The organism is Helcobacillus massiliensis (assembly GCF_014191425.1).
In the GTDB taxonomy this organism is placed as follows: domain Bacteria; phylum Actinomycetota; class Actinomycetes; order Actinomycetales; family Dermabacteraceae; genus Helcobacillus; species Helcobacillus massiliensis.
The window spans coordinates 878816-904607 of sequence record NZ_JACHWP010000001.1 but is presented as its reverse complement, the minus strand read 5'-3'; the positions used below and the strand labels follow the sequence as shown (position 1 = coordinate 904607).

Here is a 25792-nt window from a genome sequence, read left to right as displayed (position 1 = left end):
CGCACGGCTGGGCGCCCCACCCGGACCACCCCAAGGAGCACACCCGCATGGCGAAGATCACGCCGCTGTCAGGATTCCCCGAATGGCTGCCCGCCGACAGGCTCGTGGAGCAGCACGTCATCGACGTGTTCCGCGAGGTGGCCGAACTGCACGGCTTCGCCAACATCGAGACCCGCGCTGTGGAGCCGATGAAGCAGCTCCTGCGCAAGGGCGAGATCGACAAGGAGGTGTACGTCGTCTCCCGCCTGCACGCGGAGGACGGTGAGGACGCCCCCGCTGCCGACGGGGAGGACCGCCGCCTCGGCCTCCACTTCGACCTGACGGTGCCGCTGGCCCGCTACGTGTTGGAGAACCAGGGCAGGCTGGAGTTCCCGTTCCGCCGCTACCAGGTGCAGAAGGTGTGGCGCGGCGAGCGCCCCCAGGACGGCCGCTTCCGCGAGTTCTACCAGGCCGATCTCGACATCATCGGCCAGAACGCGCTGCCCGCCCACATGGACGCCGATGTGGCGATCGTGATGGCGGACATCCTCCGCCGCCTCCCCCTGCCCGGCGGTTTCCGCATGGCGGTCAACAACCGCAAGCTCTCCGAAGCTGTGTTCACCGCGCTCGGCCTCACCGACACCCCTGCGGTTCTGCGCGAACTGGACAAGATCGCGAAGATCGGCCCCGAAGAGGTGCGCCGTCAGCTGATGGAGAAGGCCGGCGCCACGGGGGAGCAGGCCGACGGGTGCCTCGCCTTCGCCCAGATCCGCGCCGGCGCCGACGACCTCGCCGACAGGATTGCTGCTCTCGGACTCAGCAGCGACGACATCGACGCCGCGGTCGAGGAGCTCGCCTACGTGATCCGCACGGTCGATGCGTCGGCTCCGGGCGTGTGCGAAGCGGACCTGTCGATCGCCCGCGGACTCGACTACTACACCGGCACCGTCGTGGAGACGTTCGTGGAGGGCCATGAGGACCTCGGCTCCATCTGCTCCGGCGGCCGCTACGACACCCTCGCCGCCGATCGCCGTTTCACCTACCCGGGTGTGGGCCTGTCGATCGGCCTGTCGCGCCTGGTGTCGCGCCTGGTGACCCGCCAGGCGGCGGTGCCGACCCGCTCCGTGCCGACTGCGGTCCTCGTCATCGTGGAGAGCGAGCAGGAGCGTCTGCGCAGCACCGAGATCGCGCGCGAACTGCGCGAACGAGGCATCGCCGCGGAGGTGTCGCCGACGTCCGCGAAGTTCGGCAAGCAGATCCGCTACGCCGACCGGCGCGGCATCCCGTTCGTCTGGTTCCCGTCGGAGGACGGCGGCACCACCGGCGACGTCAAGGACATCCGCAGCGGTGAGCAGGTGCAGGCCGATGCCCGCACCTGGGAGATCCCCGCTGAGGACGCGCGAGTGCGCATCACCACCGCCGAGTGACCGCGCTCACGCACACGGAATAGGACCACACCGAAAGGGGTTGGAACCAGCATGGCTACTCTTGAGATGACCACCGAGAACCACGACGACATCGTCAAGGACGGCATCGTCCTGATCGACTTCTGGGCGGAATGGTGCGGCCCCTGCCGCCAGTTCGGCCCTGTGTTCGAGGCCGCGGCCGAGAAGCACACCGACATCACCTTTGCGAAGGTCGACACCGAGGCGCAGCAGCAGCTCGCCATGCAGTACGGCGTCACCTCCATCCCGACCCTGGTCGCCTACCGCGACGGCATCCCCGTATTCGGTCAGCCCGGCGCACTGCGCGAGAACGACCTGAACAGCCTCATCGAACAGGTCAAGGGCCTGGACATGGATGAGGTGCGCACGGCCTACGAGGAGCAGAAGGCGAAGCAGCAGGGCTGATCCGCCGCACCTGAACCACCGCACCGGGCGGGTCCACGACGATCTTCGTGGGCCCGCCCGTTCGTCATGCCGGCGCGGCGCCGCCGGAGAGGATCCGCACCGCGTCGAGATCGGCGGGTGCCCAGGCCAGGTGTGGGAGGTCCGACGGGTGCACCCACTGCATCGCATCGTGGTCCGTGGATGATGTCGGCGCATCCCCGGTCAGGGCGCAGGTGTAGACCCGCAGTTCGACGGCGCGGCGCCGGCCGGGCGTCACCGTGGCCGAGACACGGTCGCCGACGGTGATGGAGCAGCCGAGCTCCTCGCGGATCTCGCGGATCAGCGCGGCCGCGTCCGTTTCGCCGGGGTCGACCTTCCCACCGGGGAACTCCCACAGTCCGGCGTTCGCGGTGCCGGGGGCTTTGCGGGCGCACAGGAAAGCTCCGTTGTGCTGAATGGCGGCAGCGACGACGATGAGGGCGGTGGGGAGGTGACGGCTCGGCATGCTGCCGATCGTAGCTGACCGGTTTATGCAAGCTGGGACTGTCGAAAACAGGGTGCTCGCGTAGGGTGGGGCGCATGACGACTCCGAGCCCCCGCCCCGCATCCGATCCCGGCCCCCGCCCCGCGAAGAAGCCGCGCCCGCAGGCCGTCCTCACCGTCCGCTCCGTCACGCCGCTCACCCCGCGACTGACCCGCGTCGTCGTGGGCGGTGACCAGATCGAACGTCTGAACCCGAATCAGCACGCGGACCGGTACGTGAAGCTCCTGCTGCCGCAGCCCGGCAGCGGCCTCACCCCGCCGTACGACATGGACGCGATCCGTGAGCAGACCCCTGAGCTGCTGCCGTCCCGGCGCACCTACACGGTGCGCCGCTGGGACCACGACGCCCAGGAGCTGTGGCTGGACGTGGTGATCCACGCCGAGCCCGGCCGCACCGGCATCGCCTCCGAATGGGCCCGCACCGCGACGCCCGGTGATCAGATCGCCATGAGCGGAGCCGGCGGCGGCTACACGCCGCGGACCGATGCACGCCAGCATCTGCTGATCGGTGATCACGCCGCCGTGCCCGCCATCGGCAGCGCCCTGGACGCCATGCCGGCCGACGCAGTCGGGCAGGTGCTCATCCACCTCGAGCATGCCGAGGACCAGCTCGACCTCGACGCTCCCGACGGGATGCGGATCCAGTGGATCATCGGGGACCGTGAGGAGCTCGTTCAGGCGGTCGAATCGCTGGAGCTGTCCCAGGAGCTCATCGCCGAGCGGGGTCTGCAGGTGTTCTGCCACCTGGAGCGCGGCGCCACGAAGCGCCTGCGCAGGTCCCTCATCAATGAGCGCGGCCTCGACCGCGAGGACGTGTCCATCTCCGCGTACTGGGCGCTCGGGCGGGTCGAGGACCAGTTCCAGGCGGAGAAGAGGGAAGCCGTTGGGCAGATCTTCTGAGACCGTCGGTCCCGTCGGCGCTGGCCCCGACCTCGTAGTGGGGGCCGACGGGTGCGCCCGACCGCCCTGGGCGACGGCCAACGAGATGGTGCGCGCCTACTACGACACCGAATGGGGCATGCCGGTGCGCACCGAACAGGGAGTGTTCGAGCGCCTCAGCCTCGAAGGTTTCCAAGCGGGGCTCAGCTGGGCGACGATCCTCACCAAGCGCGCCGCGTTCCGCCGCGCCTTCCACGACTTCGATGTCGACCGCGTCGCCCAGATGGGGGAGGAGGACATCCAGCGCCTGCTCAGCGACGCCGCCATCATCCGGCACCGCGGCAAGATCGCCGCGACGGTGACGAACGCGCGGATCGCCCAGCGCATGCGCACAGAAGGAACCGACATCGCCGAGCACATCTGGTCGTTCCAGCCGGCGCTCACCTACGCACCGCGCACCCTCGCTGAGATCCCCACGCAGGATGAGACGTCACGGGCGCTGTCCCGCGACCTGAAGGGACGGGGGTTCCGGTTCGTCGGCCCCACCACCGTGTTCGCGCTGATGGAAGCGATCGGACTGGTCGACACCCACCTCGTCGGCTCGCACCGCCGCGGCGCGTCGGGGCTCTTCGGGGCCGACGGATCCCGCCGCTGAGCCGGCGCCGCTGCTGACGAACGAACCGCCCGAGCCCGGAGCTGCCGGGCGGGGCTCGGTCAGCGCTGCGGCAGCTCCCGTCGGACAGCCTCGGTTGCGGAGGACAGATCCACCTCCACGACGCCGTCGCGGACGCGGGAGTCGTACACGGACAGGCGGAAGTTCGGCGAGGTGTAGCACTCGCCGGTCTCCAGATCGTAGGACTCCTTGTAGAGCGGGCTCGCGATCGTGGGTCGGCGCTCACCGCCCACCTCGTGGTCGCCGACGATGCCGCGCGACATCACGCCCTGGTGCGTGCGCGGATCGATGTTCGAGGTGATGTGCACCTGGCCGTCCCAGGCGAGGAACACGGCGAGCTGTTCGGTGCCGAACAGCGCTGCCTCGCCCCAGTTCTTCTCCAACTGGTCAATCCGGCACACCTCGCGCCACTGATCGTCGGTCATGGAACACTCCTTCAGCTCAGGTGCTGTTTCCACCATTGTCGTGCCCGGGCGGCTGGGCTGCGGGGACACTGGTCCTCCCACCCGTCGAATGGACCCGAACAGGACGCTCGTCCTGGTGACCCGCAGATCTTCAGGGTAGCGTCGGCGATGAACAGACCTCTGGGAAAGGGCCAGTTGATGACCACTGACACTCTCGCGCACAGCACGAACGAACCGGCGGTCGAGCACGTCGTCGTGGTGGGCGGCGGACCCGCCGCACACCGCTTCACCGAGACGATGCGCCGCCGCGACACCGAGGACCGCTTCAAGGTCACCGTCATCTCCGAAGAGGCCCTGGCGCCCTACGACCGCGTCAACCTCGCCAAGCGCTGGGACCGCTCCTACGACCTCACCCTCGGCGACCCCACCCTGTGGGAGGACGAGCACGTCGGCCTCGTCCTCGGCGACCGCGTCAACTCCATCGACACCGAGCTGCGGCAGGTACGGACCCGCTCCGGCACCATCTACGGCTACGACCACCTCGTCATGGCCACCGGCTCCAATGCCTTCACCCCGCCGATCTCCGGCTGGGACACCAAGGGCGTGTTCGTGTACCGCACCGTCGACGACGTCGACCAGATGGCCGACTGCGTGCAGGGCATGCAGTCCGACGAGAACCGCACCGGCTCCGCCGTCGTCCTCGGCGGCGGCCTTCTCGGTCTCGAAGCAGCCGGTGGTCTCGCCGCCGAAGGGTACGACGTCCACCTCGTCGAACTCGCCGACTGGCTGATGCCCGCTCAGCTCGACGAAGGCGGCGGCCGACTGCTCAACCGCCTCATCGAACAGCGCGGCATCACCCTCCACATGGGCGTCTCCCTCGACTCCATCGAGAAGCGGATCTCCTCGCGGAAGCCGTCGGCCTCCGAAGCCGACGCGCTGGCGAGCGCCGCCTCCAACGTGCGTGCCGTTCGACTCTCCGACGGCTCCGAGATCCCTGCGGACCTGGTCTGCCTCGCCGTCGGCATCCGCCCCCGCGATGAGCTCGCGAAGGTCGGCGGCTTCGAGATCGGGCCGCGCGGCGGCATCATGGTTGGGCAGGACTGCGCCACCTCCATCGACCGGGTGTGGGCGATCGGTGAAGTGGCCGCTGTGGAGGGCCGCTGCTACGGCCTGGTCGCCCCCGCCAACACGATGGCGGAAGTGGTCGTCGACCGCCTCCTCGGCGGAAAGGCCGTGTTCGGCGAACCCGACTCCTCCACCAAGCTGAAGCTCTCCGGCATCGACGTCGCCAGCTTCGGCGATGCCAAGAGCGCCCAGAAGAACACCTTGGACGTCGTCTTCGCCGACCCCACGCAGGGGATCTACCAGAAGCTCATCCTGTCCTCCGATGTGCGGGTCCTGCTCGGTGGCATCCTCGTCGGCAACGCAGAGAACTACTCGACCCTGCGCGCCTACATCGGCCGCGAGCTGCCGGGGGACCCGTCGGCCTACCTCGCCGCCGGCGGCGGTGAGCTGCCCGACACCGGCGACATCCCCGACGAAGTCGTGGTCTGCTCGTGCAACAACGTCACCTCCGGCACCATCAAGTGCGCCGTCAACGGCGAGGGGGACTTCGAGACCCCCGCCCGCGACATCGCCACCCTGAAGGCCTGCACGAACGCCGGCACCCAGTGCGGCTCCTGCGTGCCGCTCATGCAGAAGATCCTCGCCGCGCAGCTCGCGAAGGCCGGCATCGCCGTGTCCACCGCGCTGTGCGAGCACTTCGACTACTCGCGCTCCGAGCTGTACGCGAAGATCCGGGAGAATGACCTCTCCACGTTCGACGAGGTCATCGCGGAATACGGCACCGGTCACGGCTGTGACGTCTGCAAGCCGACCGTCGCCTCCATCCTCGCCTCCCAGCGGGACCGCTACATCCTCGACCGAGGGCTCGGCGAGCTGCAGGACACCAACGACCGATTCATCGGCAATATGCAGAAGGACGGCACCTACTCCGTGGTGCCGCGCGTCCCCGGCGGTGAGATCACTCCGGAGCGTCTGCGCGTCATCGCGGAAGTCGCCGCCGACTTCAACCTGTACACGAAGATCACCGGCGCGCAGCGCATCGGCCTGTTCGGCGCCCGCCTCGAACAGCTGCCCCATATCTGGCAGCGGCTCGTGGACGCCGGGATGGAGTCCGGCCAGGCGTACGGCAAGTCCCTGCGCACGGTGAAGAGCTGCGTGGGCTCCACCTGGTGCCGCTTCGGCCAGCAGGACTCCGTGTCCATGGCGATCCTCCTGGAGGAGCGCTACAAGGGCCTGCGCTCCCCGCACAAGTTCAAGCTCGGCGTGTCCGGCTGCGCCCGCGAATGTGCGGAGGCCCGTGGGAAGGACATCGGCGTGATCGCCACAGATAAGGGCTGGAACCTGTACGTCGGCGGCAACGGCGGCTTCTCGCCCCGCCACGCCGAACTGCTCGCCTCCGACGTCGACGACGACACCCTCGTCTCACTCGTGGACCGCTTCCTCGGCTACTACATCCGCTCCGCGGAGAAGCTGCAGCGCACCGCTGCGTGGATCGACTCGATGGACGGCGGCATCGACCACGTCCACGCCGTCGTCGTCGAGGACTCCCTCGGCATCGCCGACGAACTGGAGAAGGAGATGCAGGAGTTCGTGGACGGCCACGAGGACGAATGGGTCGCCACCTTGAAGGACCCCCAGAAGCTCGCCCGCTTCCGCTCCTTCATCAACGCCCCCGAGGCCGCCGACCCGCTGTTCGCCCGCGTCCCCGAACGTGACCAGAACCGCCCCGCCACCCTGGAGGAGCGCGAATCGGTCCTCATCTCCGGCCCCGAGATCGCGTTCCGCGGACCGCGCGGCGAAGCCATCGGCTCCGGGCGCACAGTGTGAGGCCCACCGCGTTCCACCTCGAGCGCAGCTGGCAGGGGCGGACCGTCGATCAGGAGACGGCGGGCCGCCCCCTCAGCTGGCAGGCCGCGCAGGCGTTCGCCGCTGAGGGCGCCCACGTCATCCTCGACACGGATGAGCCCCAGCGGCGCGCGCAGCGCTTCGACGCCCTCGCCCGTGAACAGGGGCTGCAGGACACCGTGCTGCAGTGGGCGACGCGCGATTTCGGCACCATCACCATCCGCGAAGAAGCGCCGCGCAGCGGCGAACCGATGGGGGAGGGGCCGACGCCCTCCGTACCAGGCAGTGTCGCGCTCGTCGGCAGCGGGCCCGGCGATCCGGAGCTGCTCACTCTGGCCGCCATGCGCGCCATCGCGGAGGCCGACGTCATCTTCGCCGACCGTCTCGGTGCCGCCGGCGACTGCCTCCGGCTCGCCCCCGGGTCCCTCATCGTGGATGTGGGGAAGAAGCCCGGGCACCATTCGATGATCCAGGAGCTCATCAACGACCAGATGACGGTCTTCGCCCGTACCGGCGCCCGTGTGGTCCGGCTGAAGGGCGGCGATCCGTTCATCTTCGGCCGCGGATCCGAGGAATGGCAGCACCTCGCAGAGAACGGCATCCGCGTGGACGTGGTCCCCGGCATCACCAGCGCCCTGGCGGTGCCCGCGAGGGCCGGAATCCCCGCCACCCACCGCGGCATCACCCGCGCGGTGACGATCATCTCCGGCCACGAAGCGATCGACGGCGCAGAAGCCGCAGCGCTCGTGCAGCTGGGCGGCTCCGTCATGATCCTCATGGGCATGGGCACTCTGCCGCTCACCCAGCGAGCCCTGCTGGAGGCCGGACTGGATCCGGCCACGCCCGCCTCCGTCATCCACCGCGGATTCCATGGCGATGAGGCACGCTGCCACAGCACCCTCGCCGCTGTTGCGCAGGACGCCGCCGACGCCGGCCTGACGAGCCCGTCGATCATCGTGATCGGTGAGGTGGCGGGACTGCACACCACCACCGCGGACATCACCGACGGCCTCTGAGAGAAGGAGACGGCATGCCCACCGACCACGCCCAGCAGACACCGCCTACCGCCGCCGGCAACGCGGGATCGGCGGACCCGTCGGCCGCACCGGGACCCACGACCGCACAGGGCACGCAGCAGCCGCTGGCGGGCCTGCGGATCGCGGTGACGGCGAGCCGACGCGCCGATGACCAGGCCGATGCCCTGCGCCGCCGCGGCGCCGACGTCCTGCTCGCCCCCACCATGAGGATCGTGCCGACGGGTGCCGACGCCCAGCTGCTCACCGACACGCGCCGCCTGCTGGACGTGCGTCCCGCACTGTTCTTCGTCACCACGGCACAGGGCTTCACTGCGTGGCTCGACGCCCTCAGCAGCGCCGACCCCGATCTCGCGCAGGCCGCCATGGCCTACCTCGCCGACACGCGCATCATCTGCCGCGGTGCGAAGGCCCGCGGCGCTGTCCGGGGCCGCGGCCTGCCCGACGCACCGGCCGCACCGTTGGAGACGTCCGCATCGATGGTCGACGTCGCCCTCGCCGAAGGCGTCCCCGCGGGCCCCGTCGGCCTGCAGCGCCACGGCTACATCCACCCCGATGTCCTCACCCGGCTCGCCGATGAGGGGGAGGGGCACGACCTCGTGGTGGTGGCGCCCTACCGGTGGGAGCCGCCGGAGGAGCTGGACCCCGTCGACGAACTGGTCAGCGGTATCTGCCTGCGCCGCATCGACGCGGTGACGTTCACGGCCGCGCCGTCCGTGGATGCCCTCTTCGCCCGAGCCGACGAACTCGGCCGCCGCGACGACGTCGTCGATGCGCTGCGCAGCGATGTGCAGGCCGTCGCCGTCGGCCCCGTCACCGCGGAGCCCCTCGAAGCCGAAGGGATCACCCCGATCGCGCCTCAGCGTCAGCGCATGGGTGCGATGATCCAGCTCATGGCCGAGCAGCTGCCCGAACGGGTCAGTCGGCGCTGAGGGCGGCAGCGCAGTCCAGATAGCGCTGCGCCACCACCGGACCGAGCGCTGCGCCGAGGTGCCCGGCGGTGTCCCAACCGGCTGCGGCGGCCGATGCCGCGGTGCGCTCGAGCAGCAGACCGGGCGCCGTGAACAGCGGCAGCAGCAGGCCCGGCTCGTCCGCGGTGATCATGTCCGCCGCTCGCGGAGCACAGGTCGCGAACCCCGCCCGCACCCGTCGGCCCAGGGCAGCGCCCAGCCGGTCCGCGAGGTCCGCCACCGCGGCGTTCGCCTGCTCGTGTGAGGATCCCACCGCCAGCAGCACAACAGGGGAGTCCTCGCGACCCGGTGAGGTGTGGGCCCGTGCCTGGTCCGCGAGGACCGCGAGCACATCGTCACCGGTGCCGATGATGCCGGCGCGGTGGATCGGCAGACCCGTCGCCGCCTGCGCCTCATTCAGTGCTGCCGGAACATCGGAGGTGGCGTGGAACGCCTCCGTGAACAGCAGCGGCACCGCGATCGCTCCCGGGCACTGGTTCGCCGCCAGCTCCGCGGCACGCGCCTGCACGGACGGCTCCGCGAGGTCCAGGTACGCGTCAGCGAAGGGGGCGCCGGCGATGCGGGCCGCGGAGCGGGCGATGTCCTGGGTGGCGGTGACAGCGGAGTCCAGGCGGGATCCGTGCGCGATCGCCAGCAACAGGGGCTCGCTCATGCGTCGCTCACGCCGAGCCGCTCCAGCTCCTCATCCACGATCGACGGGTCCAGCTTCTGGAAGATCGGCTTCGGCTTCGCAACCGGGGCGCCGACGGTGACCGGGCGGTGGCCCCAAGCGGGCACGTCCGAATAGTCGCCGGTGATGATCGGATAGCCGGGACCGCCGTCGAGGTCGTCCACATCCTCCATGCGCGGCATCGGCGCGACCACGCGGTCCCCGCCGAGGGCCTTCTCCACCTCGTTGGAGGAGTGCGGCAGGAACGGCGAGATCATCGTGTTCAGGTCCGTGACGGCCTGGGCGAGCGTGTGCAGCACGGTCAGCAGGCGCGGACGCTGCTCCTCCGCCTTCATCTTGAAGGGCTCGGTCGCGGAGACGTACCCGTTCGCTTCGCCGACCAGACGCATGATCTCGTTGATGGCGGAGCGCTGATGGTGGTGCGCGATCAGATCGCCGACGGTGTCGAATCCGTTGCGGATCTTCGCCAGCAGGTCGAGGTCGATCTGCTCCATCTCGCCGGCGGCGGGGATCTCGCCGACGTTCTTCGCGATCATCGCTGCGGTGCGGTTCACCAGGTTGCCCCAGCCGGCGACCAGTTCGTTGTTGGTGCGGGAGACGAACTCGCTCCAGGTGAAGTCCGCGTCGTTGTTCTCCGGACCCGCCGCCGAAATGAAGTACCGCAGCGCATCCGGCTGGTAGCGGGAGAGGATGTCCCGCACGTAGATGACCACGCCCTTGGACGAGGAGAACTTCTTGCCCTCCATGGTGAGGAACTCACTGGAGACCACCTCGGTGGGGAGGTTCAGCTCCCCGTACACACCGGGGGAGCCGCCCTTGGCGCCCTCACCGTTGTGGGCGATGAGCTCCGCCGGCCAGATCTGGGAATGGAAGACGATGTTGTCCTTGCCCATGAAGTAGTAGGACAGGGCCTCGGGATCGTTCCACCACTTCCTCCACGCGTCCGAATCGCCGCTGCGACGGGCCCATTCGATGGAAGCGGAGAGGTAGCCGATGACCGCATCGAACCAGACGTACAGGCGCTTGGTGGGCTGGTCCTCCCAACCCGGCACCGGGATGCCCCAGTCGATGTCGCGCGTGATGGCGCGCGGGCGGATCTCCTTCAGGAAGTTCTGGCTGAAGCGGATCACGTTCGGCCGCCACAGGCCGGTCCTCTCCCGCTGGTCCAGCCAGCGTCCCAGCTCCTCCGCCAGCGACGGCAGGTCCAGGAACCAGTGCTGGGTTTCGATGAACTGCGGGGTCTCGCCGTTGATCCGCGAATGCGGGTTGATGAGGTCGGTGGGGTCGAGCTGATTGCCGCAGGCGTCGCACTGGTCGCCCCGGGCGCCGTCGGTCCCGCAGATCGGGCAGGTGCCCTCGATGTAGCGGTCAGGGAGGGTGCGGCCGGTTGAGGGGGAGATGGCGCCGTGCGTGGTCTGCTCGATCATGTAGCCGTTGTCCCGCACAGCGCGGAACATCTCCTGCACCACGGAGTAGTGGTTGACCGTGGTGGTGCGGGTGAACAGGTCGTAGGACAGGCCCAGCTGCACCAGGTCCTCCACGATGATCCGGTTGTTGCGGTCGGCGAGCTCCCGAGCGCTCACGCCCTCAGAATCGGCGGCGACGAGGATGGGCGTGCCGTGCTCGTCCGTGCCGGAGACCATCAGCACGTCATGACCCGCCATGCGCATGTAGCGCGAGAACACATCGGATGGGACTCCGAAGCCGGCGACATGACCGATATGGCGGGGGCCGTTCGCATACGGCCAGGCGACTGCTGAAAGAACTCTGCTCATAGGCCCAGTCTACGAGGCGTCCTCACCTGCGCTCAGTAGGATGGCGGTATGAGTGAACAAGGTCTTTCCCACGCCCAGCGGAAGATGCGCGAGGCCTCCGTCCCCGAAGCCGCCATCAGCGTGTTCTCCGATTTCTACCGCCAGCTCGAGGAGGGCACCACCGGCCAGATCCCCGAGGACACCATCGAGCCGTACCTGAACCCGCCGAAGCTCGCCGATGAGACCGTCAGCGAGGACGACGCGGCCGACGCGTTCTCGAAGCTCGTGGTGATCAAGCTCAACGGCGGGCTGGGCACGTCGATGGGCCTGGACAAGGCGAAGACCCTGCTTCCGGTGCGCGACGGCAAGAACTTCCTGCAGATCCTCGCCGAGCAGGTTCTGTCGGCGCGGGAGCGCACCGGCGCCCGCCTGCCCCTGCTGTTCATGAACTCCTTCCGCACCCGCGAGGACACCCTCGAGGTCCTCGAGCAGTACCCGAACCTCGCCGTGGAGGGGCTGCCGCTGGACTTCCTGCAGAACAAGGAGCCGAAGCTCCGCCAGGACGACCTCACCCCGGTGGAGTGGGAGGCGGACCCGAGCCTCGAATGGTGCCCGCCCGGTCACGGCGACATCTACACCGCTCTGTTCGCCTCGGGTGTGCTCACCCAGCTGATCGATGCGGGCTTCCGCTACGCCTGCGTCTCCAACTCGGACAACCTCGGCGCCGAGCCGTCCCCCGAGCTCGCCGGCTGGTTCGCCGCCTCCGGTGCCCCCTACGCCGCGGAGCTGTGCCGACGCACCGCAGCGGACCGCAAGGGCGGCCACCTGGCCGTGCGCAAGGAGGACGGCCGCCTCATCCTCCGCGACACCGCGCAGACCCCGGCGGACGAAATGGACTTCTTCACCGACGAGGACCGCCACCCGTTCTTCCACACCAACAACCTGTGGTTCGATCTGGTGCGCCTGCAGGAGATCCTGGATGAGCGCGGGGGCGTGATGGGCCTGCCGCTGATCCGCAATGAGAAGACCGTGGACCCGGGCGACAAGTCCAGCACGCCCGTCTACCAGATCGAGTCCGCGATGGGCGCCGCGATCGAAGTGTTCGAGGGCGCGACCGCGATCGTGGTGGATCGGGCCCGGTTCCTGCCGGTGAAGGCCACCAGCGATCTGCTGCTGATCCGTTCCGACGCCTACTCCCTCACCGATGACCTCGCGCTGCGCAAGGCGGTGGACACGGTGCCGCTGGTGACGCTGAGCGATGACTACAAGCTGATCGGTGACTTCGATGCCCGCTTCCCGCATGGTGTGCCGTCCATGAAGGAGGCGTCCCGCCTGACCGTGGAGGGTGACTGGACGTTCGGCGCGGACGTAGTGGTCCGCGGTGAGGGGCGCCTCGGCGCCGAGGGCGGTCAGGTGGCCGACGGGACCGTGCTGGGCCAATGACCGCGTGACATGACGCGCTGAGCCTGCGCGAACCCGCAGGGCTGCGCGGCGCAGATGCGACGAGCGGCGGCCGTCCCCACGAGGGGACGGCCGCCGCTTCTGTTCGTCAGCGAGGCTGACCGACGGAGGATCAGACCTCGCGGATGATCTTCTCCAGGTCGTACGGCAGCGGGTTGCCGTATCGGTGGTTGGTGGCGCTGACCGCCTGCTCATGCACGTAGCTGATCAGCTCGGCGCGACCGGACTGCACCACTGCGTGATCGAACAGGGCGACCTCCGGGCGGAGGTTGATCGCCTCGCGGATCTCCGGCTCCACACCGCCGATGGCGCGGACGCGGTAGATCGGTGCGGTGCGCAGGCGCGCCGCCAGAGCCGCAGCGGACTCGGTGACGACCTCCACGCCCGGGTGGTCGGTGGGGACCTGGGAGGCGAACTGCTCCGGGACCGACACGGATACGGTCGCGCCGACGGTCTTGGCGGCGTGCAGCACACGCTCCACCTCGAACTCGGTGACCTTGCCGCCGACGCGGATCAGCATCTCCACCGGGCGGTACTTCATCACGTTGATCTCGCCGTGCAGCTGCTGCACGTCCTTCGGGGCGTAGAAGGTCGACCAGTTCTCGATGTCGGACTTCTTCGCCTTCTCCAGCCAGGCGGCATCGCGCTCGCCCTCAACGGGGTCGCTGCCCACCATGAGGTGCATCAGGTAGTTCGGGCCGCCCGCCTTCGCGGTCGGGCCGATGGCGGAGCGCTTCCAGCCGCCGAACGACTGACGCTCCACGATCGCACCGGTGATGCCGCGGTTGATGTACAGGTTGCCCGCCTCCACGCGGGAAGCCCATTCGGCGATCTCAGCGGGCTCCAGCGAATGCAGACCAGCGGTCAGACCGTAATCGGTGCCGTTCTGGATCTCGATCGCCTCATCAAGGGTGTCAGCGTGCATCACGCCGAGGATCGGGCCGAAGTACTCCGTGCGGTGGAACTCGCTGCCCTTCTTCACACCGGTGCGCACACCGGGGGAGAAGAGGCGACCGGTCTCATCCAGCTGCTCCGGCTTCGCGAGCCACTTCTCGCCCTCGCCGAGGACGGTGAGGCCGCGCTCCAGCTTCTCGCCGGGCTTCTCGATGACGGGGCCCATCTCGACGGTGGGATCCGTCGGCCAGCCGACCCGCAGGGACAGCACGGCATCCGCCAGCTGCGACTGGAAGCGGCGGGAGCGCTCCACGCTGCCCACGGTGATGACGAGCGAAGCTGCGGAGCACTTCTGGCCGGCGTGCCCGAAGGCGCTGTGGGCGACGTCGTAGGCGGCGAGGTCGAGGTCGGCGTGCGGCGTCACGATGATCGCGTTCTTGCCGGAGGTCTCCGCCTTGATCTTCGCCAGCGGGTTGAAGCGGGCGAACAGCTTCGCGGTCTCGTACGCGCCGGTGAGGATGATCTGGTCGATGCGCTCATCACCGATGAGGGCCTGACCGATCTCGTTCTCCGGCACGTCCACCAGGCGCAGAACATCCTCGGGGATGCCCGCCTCGTGCAGCAGGCGCACCAGGTAGGCGCCGGTGCGCATCGCCTGCGGAGCCGGCTTCACAACCACGGCGGAACCGGTGACCAGGGCGGACACGATGGAGCCGCACGGGATCGCGATCGGGAAGTTCCACGGCGGGGTGACCAGGGTCAGCGGGCGCGCTTCGAACACGATGTCGTCGCGGCTCGCCAGGTCCTCGGCGTTGTCCGCGTAGTACAGCGCGAAGTCGATCGCCTCGGAGACCTCCGGGTCTCCCTGCTCGAAGGTCTTGCCGGTCTCGGACGCGGCCACCTCCAGCAGCTCGGCACGGTGCTCGGCGAGGACCCGGGCGCATTCGCGCAGCAGGTTCGCACGCTCGGACATCGGACGAGCGGCCCATGCCTCCTGGGCGCGCAGCGCGCCGGAGATGATGTCGTGGACCTCCTTCTCGCTGTCCACGCGGGCGGCCTCCGCCTCGACGACGCCGAGGGTGGAGTCGGCGATGCGCGGCAGCAGCTGACGCGCCCACTCCTGGTTCGCGGCGGTGGTCATGTCGGTGTCCGGGGTGTTGAGGAACTTCCCCGGGGTGGACGGGATGGCGGCGGAGCCGAGCGGGATGCGGGACCCGTCGGCCGGCTTCTCCGCGGCGCGGTCACCCATGCGGTGACGCACCGGCGCCTCCTCCTCGAAGGAGCGGCGCAGAGCGGCCTCGAAGCGCTTCTGCTCGCGCTGGAACAGAGCCTCGCTGGAGTCCAGTTCGAACACGGCGGACATGAAGTTGTCCGAGGAGGCGTTCTCCTCGAGGCGCCGCACCAGGTAGGAGACAGCGACGTCGAACTCCTTGGGGTGCACGACCGGCACGTACAGGCGCATCGAGCCGACGGTCTCGCGGACCACCTGCTGCTGGCCCGGGGCCATGCCCGCCAGCATCTCGAACTCAACGGCGTCCGAGCCCTCGAGTCCGCGCTCCTTCATCAGCAGGTGCGCGTAGGCGATGTCGAACAGGTTGTGGCCGGCGATGCCGAGATGAACGTTCTTCAGCCGCTCCTCGGTCAGGGCCCAGCGCAGCACGCGCTTGTACTGGGCGTCCGACTCCTCCTTGGTGTGGAAGGTGGCGAGCTCCAGGCCGTGCACGGACGCCTCCACCTGTTCCATCGGCAGGTTCGCACCCTTCACCAGGCGCACCTTGATCGGGGCACCGCCCTCGGCGACGCGGCGGGCAGCGAACGCCTGCACGCGCTCCATCGCGGCAGCGGCATCCGGCAGGTAGGCCTGCAGCACGATGCCGGCGTACAGGTCCTTCAGCTCCGGCATGGACAGCAGGCGCTCGAACACCTCGAGGGTGAGCTCGAGGTCCTTGTACTCCTCCATGTCCATGTTGATGAAGGTCGGCTTCGCCTGACGCGCCGCATCGAAATAGAGCGGCTTCAGGTTCTCGAGGATCTTCTCGATCGTGATGTCTGCGCCCCACAGGGACATGTGGTCCACGATGGAGGAGATCTTGATGGAGCAGTAGTCGACGTCATCGCGCAGGATCAGGCGGTGCACGCCCTCCAACCGGCGGTTCGCCTCACGGGCGCCGAGCACGGCCTCGCCGAGCAGGTTGATGTTGAGGTTCACACCCTGATCGCGGAAGCGCTGAATGGCGCGGCCCAGCTGTGGGTCGCGGGCATCGAGGATGAGGTGCGAGACCATGCGGCGCATGACCTCACCGGCGATCAGCACCGTGGTGCGCGGCGTGATGTACGACGCGGTGGAGCCGAGCTGCACGATGGAGCGCAGGGGACCGGTCAGGAACTTCGGCGGGTCCTGGGCGAGGTGGCGCAGATGGTGCGCGGCGGCGCGAGGATCCTCCGTGCGGATCACGAGGTCGACGAATCCGACGGTGAACTCGAGGCCCTTGGGGTCGGCGAGAACATCGGCGAGCATCTTCGCCTGTGAAGGAACGGGCAGACGGGCTGCATCCTGCACCCAGGTGCGCACCTGTTCGGTGACGGCGCCGGCCATAGCAGCGGGCTGATCGGCGCGGCGGCCGGATCGGGGCATGGTGGACAACTCTGTCTTCTCCTCACCGTAGACAAGAGGGCGCCGGGCGGCGCTCTCGATCCAACAATAGGGGCACTCCCCCTATTCGAGCCCAGCCCGAGGAGTGCGGACTGCGTCACGCGCAGCCCTGCGGGCTGTGTCACCTCTATGGGTGCATTCGATCGGACTCGGGCACAATGGTATCCGGAGACAGTCGATGCCGACTGTCCGAGCACCACTTGCTGTTCAAGGAGGAACACCGCGTGAGCAACGCATCCGCCAGCGCTGACCAGGTCCACAACGATTGGCTCCGCCGTGTGGCGATCGCCGAAAGCATGATCCCGCTGATCGGCGGGCTCTACCGCGAGAAGGATGTGAAGCCCCACATCTTCGGTCGCACTCTGATCAACAAGTCCGGAACCGACATCCTCAAGGCCCACCGCTGGGCCCGCCGCATCGAGAACGGCGAAGCGAAGGTGGAGGACACCCTCGCCGTGCTCGAACTCGCCCGTGAGAAGGACGTCACCGGGATCCCGCTGGACCTCGGCCGCCTGATCCGCGCCGCCTACCGTGACGGCAAGGACGTGCGCGAAGCCGCCCTGGAGTACTTCGAGAAGGCCGAGAACCGCGCCCCGCAGCAGCCCACTGACGTGGTCCTGTACGGCTTCGGCCGCATCGGCCGTCTCCTGGCCCGCATCCTCATCGCCCACCAGGGCTCCGGCGCGGGCCTGCGCCTGAAGGCCATCGTGGTCCGAAAGAACGGTGAGGATGACCTGCAGAAGCGCGCCAGCCTGCTGCGCCGCGACTCCGTGCACGGCAAGTTCGACGGCACGATCTCCGTGGACAAGGACTCCAACGCGATCATCGCCAACGGCACCCGCATCCAGGTCATCTACTCCTCCGACCCGGCATCCGTGGACTACACCGAGTACGGCATCAACAACGCCATCGTGGTGGACAACACCGGCCGCTGGCGCGACGAGGCCGGTCTCGCCGAGCACCTGAAGTCCACCGGTGTGGGCCGAGTGCTGCTGACCGCGCCCGGCAAGGGCGATCTGCCGAACGTGGTGTTCGGCATCAACCACGAGCAGATCACCCCGGACACCCGCATCGTGTCCGCTGCGAGCTGCACCACCAACGCCATCACCCCGGTGCTGAAGAAGCTCAACGACACCTACGGCATCGTCCGCGGCCACGTGGAGACCGTGCACTCCTACACCAACGACCAGAACCTCATCGACAACTTCCACAAGGGCCCGCGCCGCGGCCGCTCCGCCGCGCTCAACATGGTCATCACCGAGACCGGTGCTGCGAAGGCCGTCTCCAAGGCCCTCCCGGAGCTCGAGGGCAAGCTGTCCGGCAACGCCATCCGCGTGCCCACGCCGGACGTCTCCCTTGCGGTGCTGAACCTGACGTTGGAGAAGCCGGTCGACCGCGACGAGGTCAACGCCGACATGCGCGCCGAGTCCCTCACCGGCGAGCTGCGCAACCAGATCGACTACATCGCGTCCTCCGAGGTCGTCTCCACCGACTTCGTCGGCTCCAAGCGCGCCGGCGTCGTGGACGGCCTCGCGACCATCGCTGAGGACAACAGCCTCGTGCTGTACGTCTGGTACGACAACGAGTTCGGCTACTCCTCGCAGGTGATCCGCGTGCTGGAGCACATGGCCGAGCAGATGTGACCGGTCGTCTCACCGCACTGCCCGCAGGGCTGGGGTGAGATGACGAAGGGCCCCGTCGGCCGAGGAGACCTCCTCAGCGCCGACGGGGCCCTTCCCTGTGCGGGGTCGGTCCCTGTGCGGACCGGTCAGCGGACGCGGCGGGCGGTGAACTGGTCGCGCGGGTTCACATAGCGCTCCTGGTTCTCCACCAGCAGCAGCTCCGGCGCGCCCTTCTCCTCCGTGTCGGTCAGCAGGTCGAACACGGCCGAGGCGGTGCGCTCCAGCGACTCCTCCGGGGTTGCGCCGGAGCGGTAGTGTGCGGAGAACAGGGCCGCGGTGACGTCACCGGATCCGTTGCGCTTGGTGGGCAGGTGCGGGGTCTGCACGATCCAGGCGCCGTCCTGGTCGGCGAACAGCATCTCGAGGGTGTCGGCCTCGCGGTCCGGGCGGAACACGGAAGTGACGAGCACGGCCGACGGGCCCATCTCGAACGCACGGTCCACGGACGCGAGCGTGGACTCCAGATCGGTCGGGTCGGTCTCGGTGAGGTAGCCCAGTTCGAACTGGTTGGGAGTGATGAGGTCCGCGGCGGGGATCACCTTCGAGCGCAGCAGCGGCGGGATGTCATCGGCCACGAAGCAGCCGGAGTTCTTGTTCCCCATCACCGGGTCAGCGGTGTAGGTGGCGTTCGGGTTCGCGGCGCGCACCCGGTTCGCGGCGTCGATGATGACCTCGGAGATGGCGCTCGAGCCCTGGTAGCCGGACAGGACCAGATCGACCTCGGAGAGGGCGCCGCGGTCCTCCATGCCGAGGATGACCTCGTGGACATCGTCGGCGTCCACCACGGGGCCGCGCCAGGAGCCCCACCCCGTGTGGTTGGAGAACAGCACGGTGCTGACGGGCCACACTTCGTGGCCGAGGCGCTGCAGGGGGAAGACGGCCGCGCTGTTGCCGACATGGCCGTAGGCGACGGAGGACTGGATGGACAGAATCTTCATGCCCTCATTGTTACACCCCCGGTGCGCGGTCAGAACATGGCGGGACCGGCGGCGCGGGAGCGCTCCTGAAGGTAGCAGCGGCCGCACAGCGATTCGTAGGTGACGGTGCCGCCGGCGCCGGAGTCGATCGCGACCTGGTCGCCCTCGAACACGAAACGGCCGCCCACCGATCGGCAGTTGAACTCGGCCTGGGAGCCGCACCGGCACATCGTGGGCAGCTTCTCGAAGTTGTCGGCCACCTCGAACAGCCGTGAGGAGCCGGGGAACTGCGCGGTGCGGAAGTCGGTGCGCAGCCCATAGCAGATCACGGAGATGTCATCGAGCTTCGCGACGAGGAACAGCTGGTCGATCTGCGCGGAGGTGAGGAACTGCGACTCGTCCACGAGGATGCAGGCAAGGGGGCTGCTGAGCTGCGCGGCGGCGTCGTGGATCATGCGGCGCAGATCCTCGCCCTCCTCCACCAGCAGGTCAACGCGGCGGCGGCTGCCGGCGCGCGCCACGACCCAGTCATCGCCCTTGGTGTCCACAGCGGGCTTCACGGTGAGGGTGCTCAGGCCGCGCTCTTCGTAGTTGAAGGCGGTCTTGATGAGGGTGTCGGACTTGCCGGAGTTCATCGCGCCGTATTTGAAGTGCAGCTTGGCCATGCCTCACAACTCTAGTTCACCCCGACTTGCTAGCTTCGGTGCCATGCCCGACGACTCCACACCCCGGAGGCGGATCAGCCGCCCGAACCAGGCCAGGCGCGCCTCGTCGGCGTGGCGGGACCGCAACCGCCCGCAGCTGGACGCTCTGCAGCGGCACGAGGTGAACCGCCGTATCCCGGTGGGGCTGTCCACGTCGTCGGTGTTCCCCCTGGGGCTCGAGGACACGTTCCGAGCTGCGCAGGGGGCCGGGTACGACGGCGTCGAGGTGATGCTCTCGCACGAAAGGTGCACGCACGACGCCGAGCACCTGCGTGACCTGGTCGCCCGCTACGACATGCCGATCCTGTCGCTGCACGCCCCGACCCTGTTCCTGCTGCAGTTCGTCGGCGGCCTCAATCAGCGCCGCAAGCTGGCGGGGTCCGCGGCGCTCGCCGCGGAGCTCGGCGTGCCGACGGTCGTGGCCCACCCGCCGTTCCGCTGGCAGGGGAAGTACGCCGCGCGGTTCGAGCAGATCGTGCGCGACCTCGAGAAGCGCTACGGCGTGGAGATCGCGGTGGAGAACATGTACCCCTGGCGCCTCGGCGTGCGCGAAGTCCTCGTATACGCCCCGGACCACGACCCGACCGACCAGGACTTCGCCCACGTCACGATCGACCTCTCCCACGCCTCCACCGCCGGAGACGACTCGCTCGCGATGGTGCAGCGGGTGGGGGACCGGCTGGCGCATCTGCACCTCACCGACGGCAACGGGCACAGCATGAAGGACGAGCACCTGGTGCCGGGGGAGGGCAAGCAGCCCGCCGCCGAGGTTCTGCGGCACCTCGCCATCACGGAGTGGTACGGCTCGATCGTGGTGGAGATCAGCACCGGCAAGGGGCGCCGCTTGGACGCGAAGATGCCGGCGATCGAGAGGTCATTGGCGTTCGCCCGACGCGAGCTCGGTCACCATGCCTTCGAGTGATGGGATTTCTGCACCCTTTTTCAGAGGCAGGTGAGAGAATCACCTGATGGATTCCGCGCGCTCGGGCCCGGCCCCGTCCGGTCGGCCGAGCAGCGCGAACCTCCCGCAGAGCAGCGCGCCGCGCACCCGTGCACGAGTGCGCGCCTCGAACAACGAGCAGACGAAGACAGACGGAAGTGACATGGTTCTCAGCAGCAACGCCTCGTTCGAGCATCGCAACGCCGCGATCCTCTCCATGACCGCGGTGGAGGCGCAGGTCCCCGTGACCTCGGACGAGCTCGATGAGATGCTCGCCCCCGCCCGCAAGCGCCTGCGCATCCCCAAGGGCATGCTGCAGCGCGTGGCCGGCGTGTACGAGCGCCGCTGGTGGAAGGACCCGGAGAACGGGTGGAAGCACGGCGTGGTCCAGGCCGCTGAGCGGGCCATCGCCGAGGCGGGCATCTCTCGCGACCAGGTGGGTCTGCTGATCAACGCCTCGGTGTCCCGCAAGCATCTGGAGCCGGCGATGTCCACGCACATCCACGCCGCGCTCGGCATGCAGCCGTCCACGATGAACTTCGACATCACCAACGCCTGCCTCGGCTTCGTGAACGCCATGACGATGGCCGCCGGCCTGATCGACGCCGGCCAGCTCGACTACGTGCTCGTGGTCGGCGCGGAGGACGTCGAAGAGGTGCAGCGCCGCACCATCGGCCGCCTCAACCAGCGCACCGCCACCCGCGACGACTACAACAACCAGTTCGCCTCCCTCACGCTCGGGTCCGGCGCCGCCGCCGCTGTCATCGGCCCAGCCGACCGGCACCCGGAGGGGCACCGTCTGCTGCACACCCAGTCCCGGGCGGGCACCGAGCACCACGAACTGTGCATCGGCAGCATGGACCACATGCAGACCGACTCCACCGGCCTGCTCGAGAACGGACTGGCGCTCGTGCTGGACACCTGGCGCGCCGCCAAGGAGTCCGGCCGTGACTACAACGCCTGCGACTGGGTGGTCATCCACCAGGTGTCGATGGTGTACTCCCGCGCCTTCTCGAAGGCGGCGGGCTTCGACTTCGACCGCGTGCCGCTGATCTTCCCGGACCTCGGGAACATCGCCGCCGAAGCGGTCCCCATGACCGTGGCGAAGCACCAGGACAAGTTCTCCCGCGGCGACAAGATTCTGATGATGGGTGTGGGCTCCGGTCTGAACACCGCAATGATGGAGGTTGAGTGGTGACGATCGGACACCAGAGCACCGACGCCGGCCGTACAGCAGCGCCGGAGATCCCCGAGCAGCCTGGAGTGGACCCTCGCCTGCACAGGTTCGCCACCGTGAAGGACTCCTTCGGAGACGACCGCCAGTGGCACTACCTGGACAACATCGATCTTCTCGCCGAGCGCGGTGTGACACCGCGCGGCACCATCCTCGCGGTGCACGGCAACCCCACCTACTCCTTCCTGTTCCGCACCCTGTTCCGCGACGACATCGACTGGCGCGTCATCGCAGTCGACCAGCTGGAGATGGGCTACTCGGAGCGCACGAAGCGCATCCGCGGCCTCCAGGACCGCATCACCGACCTCTCCCTGTTCACCGACAGTCTCGGCCTGCGCGGTCCGATCGTGACCGTCGGCCATGACTGGGGCGGCATCATCTCCATCGGCTGGGCGCTGGACAACAAGCACGACGTCGTCGGCATGATCCTCACCAACACGGCGATCTACCAGGGGCTCGGCGAGTCCCTGCCGAAGGCGCTGCAGATCGCCTCCGCGCCCTCGATCATCCGCACCATGACCTCGGGGACCGACGCGTTCCTCCGCGGCACCATCAACCTCTCCAAGCCGCCGCTGCCTTCTGAGGTGAAGGCGGCGTACCTCGCCCCGTACCGCGGCTCCAAGCGCCGCGCCGGCATCGAACAGTTCGTGGCGGACATCCCGGCCGACGCCATGCACCCCTCCCGCGCCACGCTCGAGCGCCTCGCCGAGGGCCTGAAGGACATGAAGGTGCCGTCTCTGTTCCTGTGGGGCCCGCGCGACGTCGTCTTCTCCGACCGGTTCCTGCGCGACCTCTTTGAACGCGTTCCGCACGCCCAGGTGCACCGCTTCGAGAACGCCTCCCACCTCGTGTGGGACGACGCCGATGTCGCCGGCACCATCGCCGAGTGGCTGCAGGACGTCTACGGCGACCAGAAGCCGGGCGACACCGCTGTCCCCTCGCTGGAGCGCGGCCCGAAGGCCGTCTCCACGTTCGCGGACCAGCCGCCGCACGTGCCGCTCGGCTCCCGCATCACCGAGCTCGCCGAGGACCCCGCCACCGCTGACCTGTCCGCCGTGGTGGAGATGAACGGCGGGCCCGACGGGGGCCGCCGCACCATCACCTGGCGCCGCCTCGAGGAGCGCATCGCCGACCTCAGCGCCGGCATGCTCGCCCACGGCATCCGTCGGGGCTCGCGCGTGTCCGTGCTGGTGGAGCCGGGTGCGGACCTCACCGCCGTGCTCTACTCCTGCCTGCGCATCGGGGCCGTCGCCGTTGTGGCCGATGCGGGTCTCGGCGTGAAGGGCCTGACCCGCGCGGTCGTGGGCTCCCACCCGGACTTCATCATCGGCATCGACCGTGCCCTCATCGGCGCGAAGGTGCTCGGCTGGCCGGGGCAGAAGATCAGTGTGCAGACCCTGCCGACCGTGGACCGCGCCGTCCTCGGCGTCACCACCTCGATGGCGGAGCTGATGAACGAGGGTTCGCAGATGCGCGCCCTCGCCGCTGATACCCGCGCCGAAGACCTGGACCCGGACGAGGACGCCCTGATCCTGTTCACCTCCGGCTCGACCGGCCCCGCGAAGGGCGCCGCCTACACGCACCGTCAGGCCAGCGCCATGTTCAGCGCCGTCGGCGAGACCCTGCAGCTGCGTCCCGAGCGCGGCCTGGTCGCCGGGTTCGCACCGTTCGCGCTGCTGGGTCCCTCGCTCGGCGCCCCCAGTGTGGTGCCGGATATGGATGTCACCCGCCCCGGTGAGCTGACCGCTGCGGCTCTCGCAGATGCGGTGGATGCGCTCGGCTCCCCGGCCGTGTTCACCGCCCCCGCAGCACTGAAGAACATCATCGACACCGCCGGCGAGCTGACCACTGAACAGCGGGAAGCGCTGGCGCGTGTGCCCAGCTTCTTCTCCGCCGGCGCGCCGATCCCGGCGCCGCTGCTGCGGCAGCTGCGCACGCTGATGCCGAACGCGCAGTCGTTCTCCCCGTACGGCATGACCGAATGCCTCGCGGTCGCCGCGATCGACCTCGACGGCATCGAGGAGGCCGGCAGTGGCAACGGCGTCTGCGTGGGCCGACCCGTTCCGCGCGTGGAGATCGCCATCGCGCCGGTCGATGAGCTCGGCCGCGCCGCCGACCACGCCGTCACCACCGCAGGGGTGACCGGTGAGATCCTGGTCCGCGCAGCCCATGTCCGCGACCGCTACCTCATGCTGTGGCGCACCACCCGGGAGGCGATGCGCATCGAGGGCTACCACGCCACCGGCGACATCGGCCACCTCGACGACCAGGGCCGGCTCTGGGTGGAGGGCCGCCTCGCGCACGTGATCCCCACGGCCGAGGGCGTCCGCACCCCGGTCGTGATCGAGCAGGCCGTGGAATCGGTCGAGGGCGTGCGCCGCGCCGGCGTCTGCGGCGTCGGCCCCGCCGGCACCCAGCAGATCATCGCGGTGGTGGAGATGGAGGAGGACCACCGTCCGGGCAGGCCCGCACAGCCGAAGCCGGCGCCGCACGAACTGGAGGACAGCATCCGTCGGACCGTGCGCGAGCGCACCGGCGCCGAAGTGACCGCCGTGTTCACCACCACCACGCTGCCCACCGATATCCGCCACAACTCCAAGATCGACCGCACGCGCCTGGCCGCGTGGGCCGAGGTGGCACTGTCCGGAAAGAAGGCGAAGCTGTGAAGGTCCTCGTCACCGGCGCATCCGGCATGCTCGGCGGGTATGTTGCGCGGGCTCTGCGCGACGCCGGCCATGAGGTGTCCGCATTCCAGCGCCGCCCCGCCGGCATCGACGGCGTCGCCGACATCACCGGCTCCCTCACGGAGGAGGCCGATGTCCGCCGCGCCGTCGCCGGGCAGGACGCCGTTGTGCACCTCGCTGCGAAGGTGTCGATCTCCGGTCCCGAAGAGGAGTACCGGAAGATCAACATCGAGGGCACCCGCCACATCGTTGAGGCGATGAAGGCACAGGGCGGCGGCAAGCTCGTCAACATCTCCTCTCCGTCGGTCGCGCACTTCGGCCAGTCGATCGTGGGCCTCGGCACCACCGCCCCGGAACCGGAGCGCGCCTCCAGCCCGTACGCGCGGACGAAGGCAGCGGCGGAGCTCGTCGCCATGGCTGCGGACGGAGAGGACGGCATGCTCGTCACCTCGATCCGCCCGCACGTGGTGTGGGGACCGGGCGACACGCAGCTGGTCGAGCGCATCGGCGGCCGCGCCAAGCAGGGGCGGATGCCGCTGCTGGACGAGGGCAACGCCCTGATCGACACCATCTACGTCACCAACGCCGCGGACGCGATCGTGGCGGCGCTGAACCGAATCGACGAGGTGCACGGCGAGTCGTTCGTCGTCACCAACGGCGAACCGCGCACGGTGCGCGACATCATCGGCGGCTTCGCCGCCGCTGTCGGTGCTGAGCGTCCCACGCTGCGGATCCCGTCGTCAGTGGCGCGCATCGCCGGGCGCATCATCGAGCGGCTCTGGGAGATCCGACCGGGATATGACGAACCGCCGATGACGGAGTTCTTCGCCGAACAGCTGTCCACCGCGCACTGGTTCGATCAGCGCCGCACCCGTGAGCGCCTGCAGTGGACGCCGAAGGTCAGCATCGATGAGGGCTTCGAGATCCTGCGCCGCTACTACTCCACCCGCTCCCGCTGACGTGGATCCGTCGGGCAC

20 protein-coding genes are annotated in these 25792 nt (G+C 69.0%); 13 read left to right on the top strand and 7 right to left on the bottom strand.

What is annotated here, in order from left to right; translation table 11 throughout:
- The first annotated feature begins 47 nt into the window (after nt 1-47).
- Nucleotides 48-1406 (top strand): histidine--tRNA ligase, encoded by a 1359-nt coding sequence (gene hisS, locus FHX50_RS04165; protein ID WP_183374726.1) that lies wholly within the window; start codon nt 48-50, stop codon nt 1404-1406.
- A gap of 51 nt (nt 1407-1457) precedes the next feature.
- Nucleotides 1458-1829 (top strand): thioredoxin, encoded by a 372-nt coding sequence (gene trxA / locus FHX50_RS04160; protein WP_183374724.1) that lies wholly within the window; start codon nt 1458-1460, stop codon nt 1827-1829.
- Nucleotides 1830-1893: 64 nt separating this feature from the next.
- Here the strand turns inward: trxA and FHX50_RS04155 are convergent, their stop codons facing one another.
- A complete protein-coding gene (locus FHX50_RS04155; protein ID WP_183374722.1) occupies nt 1894-2313 on the bottom strand; it encodes a (deoxy)nucleoside triphosphate pyrophosphohydrolase in 420 nt (139 codons plus the stop codon).
- Between the two features lie 74 nt (nt 2314-2387).
- Here FHX50_RS04155 and FHX50_RS04150 point away from each other — a divergent pair, with 74 nt between their 5' ends.
- Both FHX50_RS04150 and FHX50_RS04145 read left to right on the top strand, forming a co-directional pair.
- Nucleotides 2388-3251 (top strand): siderophore-interacting protein, encoded by an 864-nt coding sequence (locus FHX50_RS04150; protein WP_183374720.1) that lies wholly within the window; start codon nt 2388-2390, stop codon nt 3249-3251.
- Entirely contained in the window at nt 3235-3885 is a 651-nt protein-coding gene (locus FHX50_RS04145; RefSeq protein ID WP_246370653.1) for a DNA-3-methyladenine glycosylase I, read from the top strand. Before FHX50_RS04150 ends, FHX50_RS04145 begins: the two co-directional genes overlap by 17 nt.
- A 59-nt stretch (nt 3886-3944) precedes the next feature.
- On the opposite strand, the gene nirD is transcribed toward FHX50_RS04145, so the two are convergent.
- On the bottom strand, nt 3945-4328 hold the full coding sequence (gene nirD / locus FHX50_RS04140; RefSeq protein ID WP_239374651.1) for a nitrite reductase small subunit NirD: 384 nt from the start codon (nt 4326-4328) through the stop codon (nt 3945-3947).
- A 177-nt stretch (nt 4329-4505) separates the two neighbouring features.
- On the opposite strand from nirD, the gene nirB reads away from it, so the two are divergent.
- From nirB to FHX50_RS04125, 3 genes are read left to right on the top strand one after another with little or no spacing between them, the layout of a single operon-like run.
- Nucleotides 4506-7199 carry a nitrite reductase large subunit NirB gene (gene nirB / locus FHX50_RS04135; protein ID WP_183374716.1) on the top strand — a complete coding sequence of 898 codons (2694 nt, stop codon included), beginning with the start codon at nt 4506-4508 and terminating at the stop codon, nt 7197-7199.
- Entirely contained in the window at nt 7196-8233 is a 1038-nt protein-coding gene (gene cobA / locus FHX50_RS04130; RefSeq protein ID WP_183374714.1) for a uroporphyrinogen-III C-methyltransferase, read from the top strand. The genes nirB and cobA overlap by 4 nt, the downstream gene beginning before the upstream one ends.
- A gap of 14 nt (nt 8234-8247) precedes the next feature.
- Nucleotides 8248-9183, top strand: coding sequence for a uroporphyrinogen-III synthase (locus FHX50_RS04125; protein WP_183374712.1), 936 nt, complete (start codon nt 8248-8250; stop codon nt 9181-9183).
- On the opposite strand, the gene FHX50_RS04120 is transcribed toward FHX50_RS04125, so the two are convergent.
- Both FHX50_RS04120 and metG read right to left on the bottom strand, forming a co-directional pair.
- Nucleotides 9170-9874, bottom strand: a complete 705-nt coding sequence (locus FHX50_RS04120) for a sirohydrochlorin chelatase (RefSeq protein ID WP_183374710.1) — start codon at nt 9872-9874, stop codon at nt 9170-9172. The two genes, FHX50_RS04125 and FHX50_RS04120, sit on opposite strands and share 14 nt — an antisense overlap.
- Nucleotides 9871-11667: a methionine--tRNA ligase gene (gene metG / locus FHX50_RS04115; RefSeq protein WP_183374708.1), complete on the bottom strand. Its 1797-nt coding sequence runs from the start codon at nt 11665-11667 to the stop codon at nt 9871-9873. Before metG ends, FHX50_RS04120 begins: the two co-directional genes overlap by 4 nt.
- Nucleotides 11668-11715: 48 nt before the next feature.
- Here metG and FHX50_RS04110 point away from each other — a divergent pair, with 48 nt between their 5' ends.
- Complete coding sequence (locus FHX50_RS04110) at nt 11716-13089, top strand: UTP--glucose-1-phosphate uridylyltransferase (RefSeq protein WP_183374706.1); 1374 nt, start codon at nt 11716-11718, stop codon at nt 13087-13089.
- Nucleotides 13090-13219: 130 nt separating this feature from the next.
- Here the strand turns inward: FHX50_RS04110 and FHX50_RS04105 are convergent, their stop codons facing one another.
- Nucleotides 13220-16636 carry a bifunctional proline dehydrogenase/L-glutamate gamma-semialdehyde dehydrogenase gene (locus FHX50_RS04105; RefSeq protein ID WP_183375349.1) on the bottom strand — a complete coding sequence of 1139 codons (3417 nt, stop codon included), beginning with the start codon at nt 16634-16636 and terminating at the stop codon, nt 13220-13222.
- A gap of 314 nt (nt 16637-16950) precedes the next feature.
- Here FHX50_RS04105 and FHX50_RS04100 point away from each other — a divergent pair, with 314 nt between their 5' ends.
- Nucleotides 16951-18297: a glyceraldehyde-3-phosphate dehydrogenase gene (locus FHX50_RS04100; protein ID WP_246370779.1), complete on the top strand. Its 1347-nt coding sequence runs from the start codon at nt 16951-16953 to the stop codon at nt 18295-18297.
- A 125-nt stretch (nt 18298-18422) separates the two neighbouring features.
- On the opposite strand, the gene pdxY is transcribed toward FHX50_RS04100, so the two are convergent.
- Both pdxY and FHX50_RS04090 read right to left on the bottom strand, forming a co-directional pair.
- Complete coding sequence (gene pdxY, locus FHX50_RS04095) at nt 18423-19274, bottom strand: pyridoxal kinase PdxY (RefSeq protein WP_183374702.1); 852 nt, start codon at nt 19272-19274, stop codon at nt 18423-18425.
- A gap of 29 nt (nt 19275-19303) precedes the next feature.
- Nucleotides 19304-19918, bottom strand: a complete 615-nt coding sequence (locus FHX50_RS04090) for a thymidine kinase (protein WP_183374700.1) — start codon at nt 19916-19918, stop codon at nt 19304-19306.
- A 43-nt stretch (nt 19919-19961) separates the two neighbouring features.
- Between FHX50_RS04090 and FHX50_RS04085 the strand changes: the two genes are divergently transcribed.
- The 4 genes from FHX50_RS04085 (at nt 19962) to FHX50_RS04070 (ending at nt 25774) form a co-directional block, all read left to right on the top strand.
- Nucleotides 19962-20879: a sugar phosphate isomerase/epimerase family protein gene (locus FHX50_RS04085; protein ID WP_183374698.1), complete on the top strand. Its 918-nt coding sequence runs from the start codon at nt 19962-19964 to the stop codon at nt 20877-20879.
- Nucleotides 20880-21060: 181 nt separating this feature from the next.
- The gene (locus FHX50_RS04080) at nt 21061-22095 is read left to right on the top strand and encodes a 3-oxoacyl-ACP synthase III (protein WP_183374696.1); all 1035 of its coding nucleotides are present in this window, start codon (nt 21061-21063) and stop codon (nt 22093-22095) included.
- On the top strand, nt 22092-24797 hold the full coding sequence (locus FHX50_RS04075; protein WP_343064035.1) for an alpha/beta fold hydrolase: 2706 nt from the start codon (nt 22092-22094) through the stop codon (nt 24795-24797). Before FHX50_RS04080 ends, FHX50_RS04075 begins: the two co-directional genes overlap by 4 nt.
- On the top strand, nt 24794-25774 hold the full coding sequence (locus tag FHX50_RS04070; RefSeq protein WP_183374694.1) for an NAD-dependent epimerase/dehydratase family protein: 981 nt from the start codon (nt 24794-24796) through the stop codon (nt 25772-25774). Before FHX50_RS04075 ends, FHX50_RS04070 begins: the two co-directional genes overlap by 4 nt.
- Nucleotides 25775-25792: the final 18 nt, after the last annotated feature.